The organism is Epibacterium sp. HA2-3 (assembly GCF_055693725.2).
Genome location: NZ_CM172490.1, coordinates 1380941 through 1398705, shown reverse-complemented (window position 1 = coordinate 1398705; position 17765 = coordinate 1380941). Strand labels below are relative to the sequence as shown.

The 17765-nt window shown below is 59.1% G+C and carries 13 protein-coding genes; 7 read left to right on the top strand and 6 right to left on the bottom strand.

Annotated features, from left to right (window positions below):
- The first annotated feature begins 14 nt into the window (after window positions 1-14).
- The 4 genes from trkA to hflX all read left to right on the top strand — a co-directional run bounded on the left by trkA (window position 15) and on the right by hflX (window position 4574).
- Window positions 15-1391, top strand: a complete 1377-nt coding sequence (trkA, locus tag ACZ1HH_RS06460) for a Trk system potassium transporter TrkA (protein WP_011538696.1) — start codon at window positions 15-17, stop codon at window positions 1389-1391.
- Between the two features lies 1 nt (window position 1392).
- Window positions 1393-2931, top strand: a complete 1539-nt coding sequence (locus ACZ1HH_RS06455) for a TrkH family potassium uptake protein (RefSeq protein WP_472636182.1) — start codon at window positions 1393-1395, stop codon at window positions 2929-2931.
- A 132-nt stretch (window positions 2932-3063) separates the two neighbouring features.
- Window positions 3064-3303, top strand: coding sequence for an RNA chaperone Hfq (gene hfq, locus ACZ1HH_RS06450; RefSeq protein ID WP_005611588.1), 240 nt, complete (start codon window positions 3064-3066; stop codon window positions 3301-3303).
- Window positions 3303-4574 (top strand): GTPase HflX, encoded by a 1272-nt coding sequence (hflX, locus tag ACZ1HH_RS06445; RefSeq protein ID WP_472636181.1) that lies wholly within the window; start codon window positions 3303-3305, stop codon window positions 4572-4574. Before hfq ends, hflX begins: the two co-directional genes overlap by 1 nt.
- Before the next feature lie 16 nt (window positions 4575-4590).
- On the opposite strand, the gene ACZ1HH_RS06440 is transcribed toward hflX, so the two are convergent.
- Window positions 4591-7080: a penicillin acylase family protein gene (locus ACZ1HH_RS06440; RefSeq protein WP_472636180.1), complete on the bottom strand. Its 2490-nt coding sequence runs from the start codon at window positions 7078-7080 to the stop codon at window positions 4591-4593.
- A gap of 113 nt (window positions 7081-7193) precedes the next feature.
- Between ACZ1HH_RS06440 and ACZ1HH_RS06435 the strand changes: the two genes are divergently transcribed.
- On the top strand, window positions 7194-8066 hold the full coding sequence (locus ACZ1HH_RS06435) for an NAD(P)-dependent oxidoreductase (RefSeq protein WP_472636179.1): 873 nt from the start codon (window positions 7194-7196) through the stop codon (window positions 8064-8066).
- A 58-nt stretch (window positions 8067-8124) separates the two neighbouring features.
- Here the strand turns inward: ACZ1HH_RS06435 and ACZ1HH_RS06430 are convergent, their stop codons facing one another.
- Window positions 8125-8697: a lipid-binding SYLF domain-containing protein gene (locus tag ACZ1HH_RS06430; protein ID WP_011538691.1), complete on the bottom strand. Its 573-nt coding sequence runs from the start codon at window positions 8695-8697 to the stop codon at window positions 8125-8127.
- Window positions 8698-8826: 129 nt separating this feature from the next.
- Window positions 8827-9825, bottom strand: coding sequence for a porphobilinogen synthase (gene hemB / locus ACZ1HH_RS06425; RefSeq protein ID WP_044027115.1), 999 nt, complete (start codon window positions 9823-9825; stop codon window positions 8827-8829).
- A 177-nt stretch (window positions 9826-10002) separates the two neighbouring features.
- Here hemB and ACZ1HH_RS06420 point away from each other — a divergent pair, with 177 nt between their 5' ends.
- Window positions 10003-10524 (top strand): component of SufBCD complex, encoded by a 522-nt coding sequence (locus ACZ1HH_RS06420; RefSeq protein ID WP_472636178.1) that lies wholly within the window; start codon window positions 10003-10005, stop codon window positions 10522-10524.
- Window positions 10525-10554: 30 nt separating this feature from the next.
- The gene (gene mfd / locus ACZ1HH_RS06415; RefSeq protein WP_472636177.1) at window positions 10555-14004 is read left to right on the top strand and encodes a transcription-repair coupling factor; all 3450 of its coding nucleotides are present in this window, start codon (window positions 10555-10557) and stop codon (window positions 14002-14004) included.
- 80 nt (window positions 14005-14084) lie between these two features.
- On the opposite strand, the gene ACZ1HH_RS06410 is transcribed toward mfd, so the two are convergent.
- From ACZ1HH_RS06410 to ACZ1HH_RS06400, 3 genes are all read right to left on the bottom strand, one after another.
- The gene (locus tag ACZ1HH_RS06410) at window positions 14085-15308 is read right to left on the bottom strand and encodes a multidrug effflux MFS transporter (protein WP_472636176.1); all 1224 of its coding nucleotides are present in this window, start codon (window positions 15306-15308) and stop codon (window positions 14085-14087) included.
- Between the two features lie 190 nt (window positions 15309-15498).
- Window positions 15499-16200, bottom strand: coding sequence for a DsbA family oxidoreductase (locus ACZ1HH_RS06405; RefSeq protein ID WP_472636175.1), 702 nt, complete (start codon window positions 16198-16200; stop codon window positions 15499-15501).
- 3 nt (window positions 16201-16203) lie between these two features.
- A complete protein-coding gene (locus ACZ1HH_RS06400) occupies window positions 16204-17712 on the bottom strand; it encodes a class I adenylate-forming enzyme family protein (protein ID WP_472636174.1) in 1509 nt (502 codons plus the stop codon).
- Window positions 17713-17765 lie beyond the last annotated feature (53 nt).

Sequence of the window (17765 nt, the reverse complement as noted above, 5' to 3'; positions counted from 1 at the left end):
CGGAGAGCGGATCTATGAAAGTTATCATCTGTGGAGCCGGGCAGGTCGGTTGGCAGATCGCACGGCATTTGTCCGGCGAACACAACGACGTGACGGTTGTCGACAACAATCCTGACCTTGTGCGCCGCGCGACAGATACGCTTGATGTTCAAGGCATTGCGGGCTTTGCCTCATATCCGGATGTTCTTGATCGGGCCGGGGCGCGGGACGCGGATATGATCATCGCCGCCACGCACTCGGACGAGGTGAACATGGTCACCTGCCAAGTGGCGCATTCCGTGTTTGCCATCCAGCGCAAGATCGCGCGTCTGCGGGCCAAGAGCTATCTGAACGCGATTTATTCCGATCTCTATCGCCGGGACCATCTGCCGATCGATGTGGTGATCAGCCCGGAGCGGGAAGTTGCGGCGGCGGCTATGCAGCGTCTGCGCGCGCCGGCAGCTTTTGACACCGAAGTATTCATGGACGGACGTGCGCAGCTGTTGGGCATCAACGTGGAGGCAGACTGCCCCGTTGTAAACACGCCGCTGCGCCAGTTGACGGAGCTCTTCTCGACGTTGCGTGCCATTGTGGTTGGCATTCGCCGCGACGGATCGCTGTTTGCGCCGGAGCCAGGGGATCAACTGTTTGTGGGCGATGCGGCTTATGTGTTTTGCCATGCAGACGACGTGAGCCGCACGATGGAGGTCTTTGGAAAGACTGAGAAACGGCAAGAGCGGGTGGTGATCGTCGGCGGCGGCAATGTCGGCCTTGAAGTTGCCAAAGCGCTCGAGGCGCGCACCCGGCGCACGCGGGCCAAGATGATCGAAAAGAACCGCAAGAACGCTGAGGTTGCCGCAGAGGCTCTGGAACGCACGATCGTTCTGAATGGCGATGGTCTGGACCGGGGGCTGATGATCGAGGCGGGCATCGACAAGGCCGACGCCATGCTGGCGGTGACCGATGACGACAAGACCAACATGCTGGCAGCGGTGCGTGCCAAGACCGAAGGCTGCCCGTTTGCAATCGCCCTGATCAACGACCCGACGCTGCTGCCGCTGCTGCCGCACCTCGGGATTGACGCGCATATCAATCCGCGCGCCACCACCGTCAGTTCTATCCTGCGTCACATCCGCTATGGCCGTATCCGGCAGGTTTATTCCATTGGCGACGCCGAAGCGGAAGTTATTGAAACAGAAGTGCTTTCTACCTCTCCCATGGCGGGGCAGGCCATTCGGGACATTGATTTCCCCGAAGGTGTGCTGGTGGGCGCTGTATCCAAGAACGGCGAGGTCATGCGCCCCAGTGGCGGGCTTCGGATCGAGGCGGGGGACACGATTGCCCTCTTTGCGATGGCCGCTGATGTGCGGGAGGTCGAGCGCCTGATGCAAGTCTCGATCGACTACTTCTAGGATGATACGCCGCCCCCTGAAACAAGTGCGCGGTGTGCTGCGCTTGCCGCTGCTGCTGCTCATCTGGGGGGTGTTTGCCATTGCGATGTGGATTCCGGCCGTACATGCGGTGATTGTGGATGACCACCAGACATCGCAGAGCTTCTTTTATTCCGGGATTGTCGGGCTCACGTTGGTGGCCTTTGTGGGGCTTTCGGTTTCGAACCGCGTGCCGCGTTACGGGATGCCAGGGCAGCTTATGACCCTGCTCGCGACCTTTGTGCTTTTGCCGCTCTACCTCGCCATTCCGCTGCAGGATGCGTTGAGAAACACGAGCTATCTCAATGCCTACTTCGATATGGTCTCGGCGCTAACGACCACGGGGGCCGATATTTTTGACCGTCCTGGACGGGTGCCGGACTCGGTGCATCTGTGGCGCGTTCTGGTGGCGTGGCTTGGAGGCATGTTCATGTGGATTGCGGCCTCAGCCGTGCTGGCGCCTCTGTCGCTCGGCGGGTTTGAGGTCACCACACGCGCAGAACCCGGTCGCAGCGATGCAATCCTGCGCGAAAGCCAGCGCCCCGACCCGCGGCGTAAGCTGATCATCGTGACCCGTGCGCTTGCGCCGGTTTACGCGGGCCTGACCCTTGCGCTGGCTCTTTTGCTCATGCTGTGTGGCGAGAGCGGCCTTGTCGCCGTCAGCCATGCCATGTCGATCATGGCGACCTCCGGTCTGTCGCCGATTGGCGGCATTCAGGATGCACAGGCGGGCCTCGCTGGCGAGATGATCATGTTCCTTTTTCTGCTGTTTGCGCTCTCACGCCTGACGTTTTCCAGCGATACAGTGGCTGTGGGGCATGGGCGTCTCGACAAGGATCCAGAGTTCCGCTCTGGCATTCTCATCATTCTCGGCGTGCCGATGCTCTTGTTTCTGCGGCATTGGCTGGCCTCGCTCGAGGTGAATGCGTCTGACGATTGGGGCATGGCGCTGACCTCTCTTTGGGGCGCGATTTTCACCGTTGCCTCATTCCTCACAACCAACGGATTTGAGAGCGCGTATTGGTTCAGCGCGCAGGAATGGTCGGGACTGGAGACACCGGGTATGATCCTGCTCGGGCTGGCGGTCATGGGCGGTGGCGTTGCGACCACGGCGGGCGGCGTAAAGCTCCTGCGTGTCTATGCGCTATATCTCAATGGTCTTCGGGAAATGGAGCGTCTGGTCCTACCGTCCTCCGTTAGTGGCGAGGGGCGGGGCAATCGACGCCTGCAGAGCAATGGTGCCTTTGTGGCCTGGATCTTTTTCATGCTCTTTGCGCTGTCTTTGACGCTCATTTCGGTGGCGCTCTCGGCCTTTGGTATTCCGTTTGAACAGGCTATGATTCTCGCCGTTGCGGGGCTTTCCACAACGGGGCCTTTGGTGGAGGCCGCAGGGCAGGTTCCCATCGAGCTCAATCTGCTGGATGCCCCCGCAAAGCTGATCTTGTGTTTTGCGATGGTTCTGGGGCGTCTGGAAACGCTGGCCATTATCGCGCTTCTGTCGCCCAATCTTTGGCGCAACTGACACATACTGGCTAAGTCATGCGAAAAAGTGACGTTTTTCGGGTGGAAACCCGCTAAATCTGCGTCCATACTCGCCATAAGGGACGCGTTGGGCCGCAGCGCGTGGCAAGAACAAAGGCGAGATAATAAGCAAATGGCTTCGGACAGACAGAATCTTCAGGACGCTTTCCTGAACCACGTTCGCAAAACAAAAGTTCCAGTCACAATTTTCTTGATCAACGGTGTGAAACTGCAGGGCGTGATCACCTGGTTCGACAACTTCTGTGTGTTGCTGCGCCGCGATGGCCAGTCGCAGCTTGTATACAAGCATGCGATTTCCACCATCATGCCGGCCCAGCCCATCAGCCTATATGAAGGTGAAGACTCCAATTGATGGAGCATGACAGGAAGCAGACCCGGGCTTGGGTTCTGCATCCGGATATCAAGTCAGATAGGGATCGTCGCGACGCAGTTCCGGCGCTTGAGGAAGGTGTGGCGCTCGCCGCCGCGCTGCCCGACCTTGAAGTGGTCGGCTCAACTGTCGTGGGTCTGCCCAAGGCGCATCCTGGTATGCTGTTTGGTTCCGGCAAGATCGAAGAGCTGAAGACCCTGTTCAAAGCCGAAGAGGTCGAACTGGTCTTGATTGACGGCCCCGTAAGCCCGGTCCAGCAGCGCAACCTCGAAAAAGCCTGGAAGGTCAAAATTCTTGACCGAACCGGGCTTATTCTTGAGATCTTCTCGGATCGTGCGCGCACCCGTGAGGGCGTGCTGCAGGTGGAAATGGCAGCGCTCAGCTATCAGCGAACGCGACTGGTGCGGGCCTGGACCCACCTGGAGCGTCAGCGTGGTGGTCTTGGCTTTGTCGGCGGCCCCGGCGAAACCCAGATCGAAGCGGACCGCCGCGCCATCGACGAACAGCTTGTCCGACTGCGGCGACAACTCGACAAGGTTGTGAAAACGCGTACGCTGCATCGCGCCGCGCGCGCCAAAGTGCCTTATCCGATTGTTGCGCTTGTGGGATATACCAACGCTGGAAAATCCACTCTGTTCAATCGTCTGACCGGGGCAGAGGTGATGGCGAAAGACATGCTCTTTGCCACGCTGGACCCCACCATGCGCCGCGTTGAGCTGCCGGATGGGCCAGAAGTCATCCTCTCGGACACCGTGGGATTCATCTCTGATCTTCCGACCGAACTGGTTGCCTCGTTTCGCGCGACACTCGAGGAGGTGCTGGCCGCAGATGTGATCCTGCATGTGCGCGACATCAGCCACAGCGACACCGAACATCAGGCCGAAGACGTGGAGCAGATCCTGAGCTCGCTTGGAGTGGACGAGGACCGCACGGTCATCGAGGTCTGGAACAAGATCGACCATCTCTCCGAGGAAGAGGCGGATGCCTGCCGCCAACGGGCAGACCGCAACGACTCGCTCTACGCGATTTCCGCGATCACCGGCGAGGGGCTGCCTCAACTGTTGCACGACATTGCCATGAAGCTTCAGGGCGTGCGTGTGGATGAGGTACTGACGCTGGACTTTTCCCAAGGAAAACAGCGCGCCTGGCTCTTCAAACAAGATGTTGTGCAAGAGGAAAACCAGACCGACACTGGGTTTGAGATTTCCGTGCGCTGGACCGAAAAGCAAAAAGCACAATACGCAGCGCTCTAGAGCGCTGCGTTTTTCTTTAGTTGCGCGGCAGGATGCGGGTGACGCCGACGGAAGCGGCGCGCGCCAGTTTTTCGTCGAGAGACATCGGGATATACTCCCCACGCCGCCAGTACTGCGCCATGTCATCGTAGTAGCGCGACAGGAAATGCCCCGACTGGCCTGTCGCAATAATGAAAACAGAGCTGTCGGGATCGGCGAAATCATAGACTCCGCGATAGCCCGCCCCATGCACATTGTTGAAGGGCGCCGGCTCCTCGCCCGAGGTGAGGCCGCGCTGCAGCGTATTGTCTCCACCACTGGTAGATTGACGGATGTTGACGAAATAGCGCAGGAACGGCACCTCGCCCAAGACCTCGTGATCCTGGGTGGCCTGATGCGCATCCCCCCAACGCAGGCTTTCCAATGTACTGCCGTAGTTTTCGCTGATGTAGACGAGCGCGTCGTCCAGAGCGAGGCGCGCCATGTCGGTGCAGCTCTCGGTCGGGGCGCTCTGGGCGACATCACACCAGGCTGCAGCGCCATCGATATTGCGGAACACCCGTTCCAGGAACAGCGGCTCAACCCGGTCAAACGCATCAGCAAGGGGGCCTAGGTCGTCCTCGATCAGACGTTTTTGCAAAGCACGCACCCAACTTGCGTAGATCAGAGGCTCGGGCAAATGCTCGTTCATCTCGCCGTTCCACTCCGCCAAGAGCGACAATGCGATCTGGCGCTGGCGTTCCGGCGTGCCATTGGGCGCAGCTTCACCGGTGAACCACAGATCCGCCCCGATAAGAGGCAGGAGGGTTTGCGCGCTATAGGAAACCGTATCGAGCTGCGCTTCGATGAAACTGTCGCGGGTATGCACCTCGCGGCTCTGCATCAGACGGCGCCAGCGATTGATCCGCTGTGTGTCGCCCCAGGAATAACTGACGTGGTTGGGAAAGGGGCGCTCTAGCAACTTGTTGTTTGTATTTCCCAAAATCCCACCGCTGGGCGCAATGAACTCCGGGTTCGCCGCATAGGGCAAGCGCCCTTGCCAGCGGTTTTCGCGCCGCCAGCCCTGGTTGGGCAGGCGGCCCCGGCTTTGGTTGCGCAGGTCGCGGTCGGGCATGACGCCCACGGTCTTGAGCGCGATGGTGTCATGATCCGCCAGTGTGATATTTTGGGAAGGCGCGATGAAGTTCTCGCCTGCGGCAATGGCCTGCGCGACATTTTCTGCCCGCATCAGATCGAGCGCCGCGGTCATCGAGGTGTCCTCGTGCGACAATGCCGTCCACCCAAGGCTCACAACATGGCCGGGCGGCGTAATGGTGCTGAGCTCAAACAGCGAGCCGGGCAGAACCGGCCCGTTTTCGGTCCAGCGCAGGGTCAGCGTCAGCGGCGCATTGCCCTTGATCTGCACGATCGAAGGCCGCGATGTGAAGTCCTTGTAACCATTCGGCGTCAGATACTGCTGCGGGTTGTCCGGGTTGATCTTCTCGATAAAGAGGTCCTGATCATCCAGATAGGAGGAGGTGAGCCCCCACCCCAGCTGCTGAGAACGCCCGGTGAGCACAGCCGGAATCCCCGGAATTGTGCCACCAATCACACCGCCGGTGCCAAGCTCAAGACGTGCCAGATACCAGGTTCCGGGCGCTGTCAGCTTCAGATGCGGGTCATTGGCAAGAAGCGTGCCACCCGCCGCCGAACGATTGGGCGCCGCAGCCCAGGCATTCGAAGCCCCACCAAGCCCACGTGGCGCCAGAGGCATCAACGCAGCATGCGCCGTTTGCGCCCGGCGCTGTTCCTCGAGACCACGAAATCCCGGGAGGCCGGGAAACAGCTCCGTATATTCCGGAAGCGTCGCCGTCCCAGAGCCGGGAGCATCGGGCAGGATATCCTCAAGGCGTTTGGGATCATCGAGGGCAATGGAAGTCTGCGCGCGCAGGATCTCTTCTTGCATATTGGATGAGAGCTGCACGGCCATCAGTTTCATAATGGCGATGCTGTCGGCGGGCTGCCACGGCGCTATGGGCATGTTGAACAGGAACATTTCCGGTGCCCCGCGCCCCAGCGCATCTTCGTTGATCTCTTGCAGGCGCGCATTCACGCCCGCAGCATAGGCCTGCAGCGCCCGGAGCGTTTCGGGGCTCTGGGCGGAAACCGAACTTCGCGCCGCCCCATAAAGATCAAGCCGCCGCAAAAAACTGTCTGTGCGGACGGTACGGGGGCCAAAGACCTCGGAAAGCCGACCCTGCGCCGTGCGCCGCATCACGGCCATCTGCCACAGTCGATCCTGCGCATGGGCATACCCGAGCCCAAAAAACACGTCCTCATCCGAGGCACCAAAGCTGCCAAAGATATGCGGCACATTCGCGTTGTCGCGCACGATTTCGACCGGAGCCGTAGGGCCGGGCAGGGCGATCTCCTTGTCATAGTCTGGCAAGGACTGCGCCGCGAGGAAATAGACCAGGATCGCCCCCAGAATACCAAGCAGAATCGTACCAGCCGTGAGGCGGAGGAGCCAGCGGAAGAGGCGTGCCATTCTTTTCTATTCCCTTGGTATTTCTGTGTTTGTTGCCAAGCCGCATTGCGCTTTGGGCGGGTGCTGCTAGGGTTGGCGCCAACATATGCGAAGACAGAACAGGGGGAAAGGACATGGCAAAAATTGCGTTCCTTGGGCTCGGGGTCATGGGGTATCCGATGGCCGGGCATCTGCAAAAGGCCGGGCATGAGGTCACGGTTTACAACCGCACAACTGCAAAGGCCGAAGGCTGGGCGGCAGCGACGGGCGGTCGGTCTGCGCCAACGCCCAGAGAGGCCGCACAAAACGCGGATTTTGTCATGGCCTGTGTGGGCAATGACGATGATTTGCGCTCTGTTTGCCTTGGTGAGGACGGTGCCTTTAACGGAATGAAACCGGGTGCGATCTTTGTCGATCACACCACTGTATCAGCAGAGGTCACGGCAGAGCTCTACGCCCGCGCCAAAGACGCGCAGCTTGGGTTTGTCGACGCTCCGATCTCGGGCGGTCAGGCGGGGGCCGAGAATGGGGTTCTTTCGGTGATGTGCGGCGGGGATGCTGCGGATTACGACAAAGCTGCGCCAGTGATGGAAGCCTATGCACGGATCTGCCGGCGCATCGGTGAAAGTGGCGCAGGCCAGATGACCAAAATGTGCAACCAGATCGCCATTGCCGGCCTTGTGCAAGGTTTGAGCGAAGCGCTTCATTTTGCGGAGAAAGCCGGGCTCGACGGGCGCGCGGTGGTCGAGGTGATCAGTCAGGGGGCAGCGGGCAGCTGGCAGATGGCAAATCGCTATGAGACCATGCTCGACGATGAGTTCGAGCACGGGTTTGCCGTGGACTGGATGCGCAAGGATCTCGGAATCTGCCTTGATACCGCCGACGACATTGGCGCAAGCCTGCCCGTCACGGCCTTGGTCGATCAGTTCTACAAGGACGTTCAAAAACTGGGCGGCGGGCGTTGGGACACCTCATCCCTGATCAAACGGCTGCGAGCCTTGGGCTGAACAAAAAAGCCTCCCCTCGAATGAGGGGAGGTCTTCATCACCTTGATATAAAACAAAATCAGGGAATGATACGTGTGTATTTGGAGCCCTCGATGGTGGCTCCGATCCGAATCCCGGCCTGACCAAAGACTGCAGCAACCACAGGCGCCGTCAGCGTATTTGTATCCGCCGTCAGTGCGTCGCCTTCGTCGATGACCACATACTCAAGATCTGCACCGGCCGTCCAACCCGACGAGCGGCGGAACCGCGCCAGCGCGGCGTCGGTCATAAAGAACAAGACATGGGAATATTGCTGCGCGCCCAGCTGCAGACCGGCGTTGCCCTTGAGGGCGGCATAATAGTCAACCGTGGCGCCATTGATCCGCAGCGCGCCGCGCCCATAGGCGCCACCAAAGATAAAGCCCGCCTCGGTGACGAGGGGCATCACCAGCATACCGGCAGATTTCTGTGCCAGATCGCGTGTGCCGGGATAGCGGTCATACATCTGATTGAGGGTGGCATTGACGCGGGCGTCGATTTTCACGTCATTGGTGTTGCCGATCCCGTTGCTGCATGCTGCGGTGGCCCCAATGGCCGCGAGACCGCTGGCGGTAAACGCACGACGGGAAAGACGGGATTTGGATGTGCTCATGTTCTGTTACCTGCTCGTGAATCTGCGCTTTGGCGCTTTGTTCGACACAACTATATGCATAATCCCTAAAGCTGTCACTTTGAAGCCTGCCCGATTGAGCAGGTTCCTGCCGGGGTCTTGCAAAGAGGTTTAGCCGTTCAACAGTTTCGCGACCTGTGGCGCAAAATAGGTAAGCACACCATCACATCCAGCCCGACGGAAGGCCATGAGGCTTTCGAGCATCACTTTTTCCCCATCGATCCAACCATTCAGAGCCGCCGCTTGGATCATCGCGTATTCCCCTGACACCTGGTAGGCAAAGGTCGGGACCTGGAAGGTCTCTTTCACGCGGTGGCAGATGTCGAGATAGGGCAATCCGGGTTTCACCATCACCATATCCGCCCCCTCGCGCAGATCGCGTTCAATCATGCGAAGGGCTTCATTGGTGTTGGCGGGGTCCATCTGATAGGTCTTCTTGTCGCCGGTCAGGGCCCCCGAGGCGCCGACCGCATCACGAAACGGTCCATAAAATCCAGACGCGTATTTTGCAGAGTAGGACAGGATCGTAACATTCTGAAATCCCTTCCTTTCCAATGCAGACCGCATGGCTCCGATGCGCCCGTCCATCATATCAGAGGGGCCGATGATATCCGCCCCGGCCTCGGCCTGTGCGAGGGTCATCTTGACCAGCGCCTCGACGGTTTCGTCGTTGCGAATTTCGCCATCAATCACAAAGCCGTCGTGGCCGTTGATATTATAGGGATCTAGCGCGACATCGGTCATCACGGCGAGATCGGGCGCCGCGGCCTTGATCCCACGGATGGCCCGATTGCAGAGGTTCTCCGGGTTCCAGGCCTCGGCACAATCCTCTGTTTTCAAAGACGGATCGGTGTAGGGAAAGAGGCAGATCGCCGGAATTCCGAGTGCCTGCGCTTCGACGGCGGCCTCAACCACCTTGTCGACAGAGCGCCGCACCACGCCTGGCATCGAGGGAACCGGCTCCTCGATCCCCTCCCCATCGCGTACAAAAACCGGCCAGATCAGGTCATTCACCGAGAGTTCGTTCTCCCGCGTGAGGTCGCGCAAAGCGGCAGAGGCACGCAGGCGACGGGGGCGGGAGGCAGGAAAGGAAGCGCTGATATGGGGCATCTCGGTCTCGTATTCTGTTCCGGTGCACATGGGTTGCATGGAACAGTGGTGCTTCACAAGTCTCCGATCCGCGCATTTCTGACGCAGCAGCACTTGTGTCGCAGAGCGTGGCGATGGATACAGGGCAGGCAGCGCGCAGGGCGTCTTTTGTTTACTCTCTTGGGGAACCCAAACACCTTGGATCTATTTAGTCTCATCTTCGAGTTGATCGACCTCAGGTCCTTCTCGAACCTCTGGTACTGGATCGCGCTGGCGGTGCTGTGGTCCTCGGCGAGCCACTGGGTTCTTGGCGTCCCCTTTGACATGGTCGCGCGTGCGGCAAAACACGGGGGATCAGCGGCCCAAGACCTCGAGGATGCGGTACGCGTTCAGGTGAACAGGCTTCTATATATCTCTGAAGTTTCGGGATTTGCCCTCACTGCTTTTGCGTTTTTTATGATCACCACCTTGGTGCTTTTGGGGTTTTACTACCGCGTCGAATTTGCGCAGGCCGTGGTGCTGATGCTGATACCGATGTATGTCGTGGGCCTAATCAACCTGCGCGCCGCTCGGGCCCTGCGCACGCCGCATGATATTGATGCGCTGCGCAAACGGCTCACACGGACGCGGGTTCTGATACAGTTGGTCGGCGTTATCTCGATATTTGTCACGGCCCTTTGGGGAATGTATCAGAACCTCACTTTTGGCGCGCTCGGGTAAAGAGCCAACAGGATCTACTAAGGAACGCTTATGTCACAGCAATCCGTCGTAATGGGGGGCGCACCCGAGGGGTATGACGCGCGCCTGGTTCTGAAAGAAATGGCGCGAAGCGCCGGCCCGGTGCTGCATATCGCCCGCGATGACAAGCGGCTTGAAGCCATGCGCGCGGCTTTGCGGTTCTTTGCCCCAGAGGTTCCGGTGGTGATCTTCCCCGGCTGGGATTGTCTGCCTTATGACCGTGTCTCGCCCAATGCTGATATTTCCGCTGCGCGCATGGCGACCCTTGCGGCACTGGTGCATGGGTTGCCGGACCAGTTCATCCTGCTCACCACGCTGAATGCCGCCATGCAACGCGTCCCTGCGCGCGAGGTTTTGAAAGAAGCCGCATTCTCCGCGCGGGTGAACTCCAGAATTGATGAAGATGCGTTGCGTAAGTTCCTGGTGCGTATGGGGTTTACCCAAAGCCCAACGGTGATGGAACCCGGCGACTACGCCATTCGCGGCGGCATCATCGACATCTTTCCGCCCGGCGAAAGCGGCCCGGTTCGGCTTGATCTCTTCGGCGACACGCTTGATGGCGCGCGCCGGTTTGATCCCGCCACCCAGCGCACCACCGAAAAGCTCGAGGTGGTCGAGCTTGCGCCGGTTTCCGAGGTGATCCTTGATGAGGCCGCGATCACCCGGTTTCGACAGAATTACCGCATCGAGTTCGGCGCGGCCGGCAGTGATGATCCGCTTTATGAGGCCGTAAGTGCAGGGCGCAAACATCAAGGCATGGAGCATTGGTTGCCGTTTTTTCACGAGCGGCTTGAGACCCTGTTTGACTATATGCCCGATGCATCGGTCACGCTGGACGATCAGCTGACCCCGGCGCGTCTGGCGCGATGGGACAGCATCGTCGATCAATATGAGACCCGCAAAATCGCGATGGACACCAAGGGGCGCATGGACTCGGTCTATAAACCGACCCCGCCACGGCTTCTCTATCTCGATGACACCACCTGGGAGACGCAGATTGGCGCCCATCGCGCGGTTCAATTCCATCCGCTCCCTCAGGCCTCCGGTCCTGGTGTGGTCGATGCGGGCGGTCGCATCGGACGCAATTTTTCGCCCGAGCGCCAGCAGGAAAACATAAGCCTCTTTGCGGCGTTAGCCGACCATATCAAAGCGCGGATGACCAAGGGGCCAGTGGTTGTTGCCTCCTATTCCGAGGGTGCGCGTGAACGCCTGAGCGGCCTCATCGAGGATGAGGGCCTCGCCGAGACGATCGCTGTCTCGGACGGACGGCGGATCGGAAAGTCTGGCCTCCACCTCGCGGTCTGGGCGCTGGAACACGGTTTTGAAGCACCGGATATGACGGTGATCTCCGAACAGGACGTGCTTGGGGATCGGCTGATCCGCAAGCCCAAGCGGCGCCGCAAGGCGGAGAATTTCCTCACCGAGGCGCAATCCCTCTCTCCGGGAGATCTTGTGGTGCATGTCGATCACGGCATTGGCCGCTATATCGGGCTTGAGGTCGTGACTGCCGCGGGCGCTGCACATGAGTGTTTGTTGCTGGAATATGCAGAGGAATCAAAGCTCTATCTCCCGGTTGAAAACATCGAACTGCTGTCCAAATACGGCCATGACGAAGGCCTCTTGGATAAGCTCGGAGGCGGTGCCTGGCAGGCCAAGAAAGCCCGCCTCAAGGAGCGCATCCGCGAGATGGCGGATCGCTTGATCCGCATTGCCGCTGAGCGCGCCTTGCGCAAAGCGCCTGCGATGGATCCGCCGCCGCATGCCTGGGAGGAGTTCTCCGCCCGTTTCCCCTATCAGGAAACCGACGATCAGCTGCGCGCCATTGAAGATGTGATGAGCGACCTCAACTCGGGTCAGCCGATGGATCGTCTGATCTGCGGCGATGTTGGCTTTGGCAAGACCGAAGTGGCCATGCGCGCCGCATTCGTGGCGGCAATGTCCGGCCTTCAGGTCGCGATTGTTGCGCCGACCACATTGCTCGCCCGTCAGCACGCTGCGGCTTTCAAAGAGAGGTTCCGTGGATTTCCTCTCGAAGTCAGACAGTTGTCGCGCTTTGTGACTTCAAAAGAGGCCAGCCAGACACGCGAAGGCATGGCCAAGGGCACGGTCGACATCGTTGTGGGGACCCATGCGCTATTGGCCAAGAATATCCGCTTTCAGAACCTTGGGCTCTTGATCATCGACGAGGAGCAGCATTTTGGTGTGGCCCACAAAGAGCGCCTGAAACAGCTCCGATCCGACATCCATGTGCTGACGCTCACCGCAACCCCGATCCCGCGGACACTTCAACTCAGCCTGACAGGGGTTCGGGATCTCTCGATTATTGGCACGCCACCAGTGGATCGTCTTGCGATCCGTACCTATGTGACCGAATTTGACGCGATCACCATTCGCGAAGCACTGCTACGCGAGCACTACCGGGGCGGGCAGAGCTTTTATGTGGTGCCGAGGATTTCCGATTTGCCCGAGATCGAAGCCTTCCTTCAGGAGCAACTGCCGGAGCTGTCCTATGTGGTGGCGAATGGGCAGATGGCCGCCGGTGAACTCGATGACCGGATGAACGCCTTTTATGACGGCAAATACGATATTCTTCTGGCGACCACGATTGTTGAGTCCGGCCTCGATATTCCCACCGCCAACACAATGGTGGTGCATCGCGCCGATATGTTTGGACTGGCGCAGCTCTACCAGATCCGTGGACGTGTGGGGCGCTCCAAAACCCGCGCCTATGCCTATCTGACCACAAAGCCACGACAAAGACTCACCGATAGCGCAGAAAAGCGGCTACGTGTGTTGGGTTCGCTCGACACTCTGGGGGCAGGTTTTACTCTTGCATCTCAGGACCTTGACATCCGCGGTGCAGGGAACCTTCTTGGCGAGGAACAGTCCGGTCAGATGCGAGATGTGGGCTATGAGCTCTATCAATCGATGCTCGAAGAGGCGATTGCCAAGATCAAATCCGGTGAGGTCGAGGGGCTGGTTGAAGGCGACGATCAATGGGCGCCGCAGATCAATCTTGGCGTGCCGGTTCTGATCCCAGAAGCCTATGTGCCGGATCTCGACGTGCGTCTGGGCCTGTATCGCCGCTTGTCCTCGCTCACAACCAAAGTGGAACTTGAGGGCTTTGCCGCCGAGTTGATCGACCGATTTGGGAAATTGCCAAAAGAAGTCAACACGTTGATGTTGGTGGTTCGGATCAAGGCCATGTGTAAGAAGGCCGGGATTGCCAAGCTCGATGGTGGCCCCAAGGGCGCGACCATCCAGTTTCACAACGACAAGTTTGCCTCGCCCCAAGGTCTGGTTGAGTTCATTCAATCCCAAGATGGGTTGGCGAAGGTCAAGGACAACAAGATCGTCGTGCGTCGCGACTGGCGCAAGGACAGCGACAAGATCAAAGGGGCCTTTGCCATCGCGCGTGACCTTGCTGAAAAGATCATCGCGGAGCGCAAGAAGAACCGCTAGGGCGATGGCCACCCCATCAACTGATCTACATAAGGTGTTGATTTAAAACAGTCCCTCTGCCTGACAGAGGGACTGTTCTTTTATGCGGGAGTTGCTGCCGCCTCAACGCGCCCCATCCAGAGCATTACGATGAATGCCAGGCCAGCGGTTGCAAGTACACCGCCAACCATCGGGATGATCGTGCCGTCAAACAGAAGGCCAATCGGCGCGGCAATCACGGCTGCCGCCACGGTGGAAAGGGCACCCATGACGGACGCTGCCATGCCAGCGATGTGCCCCATTGGCTCCATGGCGATAGCATTCAGATTTCCGAGGGTGAGCCCTACCATGAAGAATACGCTCGTCTGCCAGAAGACAAAAATGTAAAAGCTCGTCGGCTCGCCAAAGGAGAGCTGTGTCAGGGCGAAGACACCTGTGCTGATGAGGATCTGAACACCCAATGCCCAGGTCACCATGCGCCGCATACCAATGCGCCCCACCAAAGAGGCATTCAACAAGCTGGCGGTGCCGGCCATCAGAGCGACCATCATGAACCAGAAGGGAAAGCTTTCGCTGCGTGCGAACACGACATCATAAACGGGCTGTACCATTATGATAACAGTGAACAACATCGACATGCAAAAGGTCTGCGCCATGATCGAGAGACGTACGGTTGGATGGCTGACCATCTCGCGAAGCGCGCCCATGAGCTGCGGCAACCGGAAAGGCCGACGCTTGTCCCGGGGCAAGGGCTCCTCAAGACGGATGCTCATCCAGAGCACGGTGATCAGCGAAAACACCGCAAAGGCGACAAAGATTCCTCGCCAGCTGGAGACAGCAATGATGCCGCTTCCGAGCAGGGGCGCAAAGGCAGGCACCAGCGTAAATATCATCATCGCGAGCGATATGATGCGCGCCATGTCGCGCCCGACATAAAGGTCGCGCACAATCGCGATCGCGACCACCCGTGGGCCAGCAGCCCCAAGCCCCATCAGCAGCCGCGAGATCAAAATAGTCTCCAGAGACTGGCTGAAAAACGAAGCCAGAGCGCCAAGGCAATAGAGACCGCTGCCAACAAAGATCACCGGCTTGCGCCCGAAGGCATCTGACAGGGGGCCGGTAAAAAAGGTGCCAACCCCCATGCCAAGAACAAAGGAAGAAATAATAAGTTGAGCCTGATTTATATCGTCAGGGCTTAGACTTGCGCCGATTTCCGGAAGTGCGGGCAGCATCGCGTCGATCGAGAACGCGATGGTTGCAAACATCATCGCGATCAGAGCAATGAATTCGCCCTGCGGCAGGGCTTTTTTGCGTTTTTCAATCATGTGTAACCTCTCGCGGTGACATGAACATAGGCGCACTCTGCGAAAGGTTCGGCCACCAGCCCAACGGCGCTAGCACGATATGAATGTGGCGGGAAGTGCTTCAAGTGTTAAAGGAGCGCACAGATCCCTGTGCGCTCTGGAGCGATGTCCGGCGGCCTGGGCGAGCCAGATCCGCAAAACACGCGTGTTATTAATGCACTGCATCACCTTCTTCAGGCGAGTTTGATGCGGCGGCCGATTGTTCAAGTTGAGCGCGAATATCCGCTATGACCTGCGCCCAGAGCTCGGGCTGCTGCGCACCCGGCACCACATGCTGATTGGCAATCACAAAGGTCGGGACCGAATTGACACCCATCTTGCGCGAATGCGCGTCGCGTGCGCGGATGTCCTCTGCATCGCTATCACCATTCAGAAGACGCTCAACAACGGCGCGCTCCATGCCTGCTTGTTCGGCCAGATCGGCGAGCACCACGGGATCGCCAATATCCTTGCCCTCGACGAAATAGGCTTTGAACAGAGCGTCGACGACGTCGGATTGTTTGGCTTCCAATCCGGCCCAATGGATCAGACGATGCGCGTTGATCGTGTTCGGGGTGCGCTGCATGGCTTCGAAGTTGATCTCGACACCTGCGGCCTGCGCATGCTCCGCGATCTGAGCATAGACCTTTACCGCGTTGTCTTTGCCACCAAATTTCGTTTCCAGATAGGTACGACGGTCCATGCCATCGTGTGGCATATCAGGATTGAGCTGGAACGGGTGCCACTCGATCACAAAAGGATGATCTGGCGCCTCTGCCAGAGCGCGGTCCAGATGGGTCTTGCCGATATAGCACCAGGGGCAGATCGGATCCGACAGAATATCGAGTTTCACTTGCGCAAGCGGTTCAGTCATGGGTCAGTCCTTAAACAGATCGGGCAGGGCGCGGCGCAAGAGTTTTCCATTCGGGTTGGTTGGAAACTCCGCCAGGCGCTTATAAGTCTTTGGGCGTTTGTACGCGGCCAGACGCTCTTGTGCAAAAGCCTGTAGCGCCATTTCGGTCACATCCTCGCGACCCTTGAAAAAGCCCACGACGATGTGGACGCCGGGTTTCACCTCCACCTCAGCCGCCGCAAATTGAGACAGACCGGGATGGGTCGCAAACACCGCTTCGATCTCGAGCGGGGAGACGCGAAAGCCCCCTGCATTCATCATATCGTCGTTGCGCCCGCAATAGATGATCTGGCCATCCGCCCGCATGATGCCACGATCCCCGGTCAAAAACCACTCACCGTCAAAGCGCGCGCGAGTCTCCTCGGGGGCATTGAGGTAGCCGAGCATCAAACCGGGATCAGATCGGTGAACCGCGATGATCCCTTCTTCGCCGATTGCAGCGGGGCCATCCTCGCCGATGATCGCAATTCTGCGGCCGCGTTGTGGCGCGCCCATGCTCTGAGCGACAGAAGGGCGATGCGGGGCCGAGGAGATAAAGGTGGAGCATTCTGACATGCCAAAGGCCTCAAAGATCGGGGTGCCAATTCGATCTTTCCAGCCGTCGCGGATATCGCCACTCAGAGCCTCACCCGCTGCAAGCCCATGTCTGAGGTCAGGGAGAACGGGCAGGGTGTCGCACTTCAGAATCTTTCTATAAACACCTGGTACGGCGGCAAAGATCGTAGCCTGAGTGCGCGTCAATACCCGCGGCAGGTCCAAAAGATCCGTGTCGGCAGATGGAATGATGGCGGTTGCACCGACGGACAGCGGATCCATGATCCCGGTACCAAGGGTAAAGGTCCAGTTGAAGGCTCCTGCATGCAGCAGGCGATCATTTCGGCTCAGGTCATACCAGTCGCGGATCATCATCTGCCGGGCCCAGATAGCCCGATGGGCATGTTGCACCGCGCGCGGAGATCCGCCAGTGCCAGAGGTATAGACGATATAGGCGAGCCGATCCGGATCACCGAGCACGGCGTCGGCTGGTGGGCAGGACTGCATGGCGCGCAGCCTATCGAGAGAGACCGCGCGCGAGTGCGGATGGGTGGCGATGTCAGGCGCGCTGACGATCCCTGCGGGGGATAGATCCTCCACCATCCGCGCGACCTCGCGTTTGGTCAGCTGCGAAGATGTCGGCACTGGCACAATACCGACCAGGATCGCGGCGAGAAACGTGATCGGGAATTCGACGGTATTTCCCAATCGCATCAAGAGGATATCGCCGGGCTTGAACCCGAATTCGAGAAAGCCCCGTGCGGTTCCCCGCACCGCGCGTTCAAAGGCAGCATAGGTCCAGATCTGATCCTGCTCCGGGCCTGCAATCACCAGTGCGGGGTGGTCGGCACGGTCCGCGGCGTGGCGCAAGACATGCGTCGCAAGATTGAAAGCTGGGGGGCAGGCAGGCGGTGCGCCGGTGTCAAAAATGGAAAGCATGGTGAAATGCCTATCCTGAGGTGCGCATTCGAGCAAGTCGGCGTTGCAAGGCC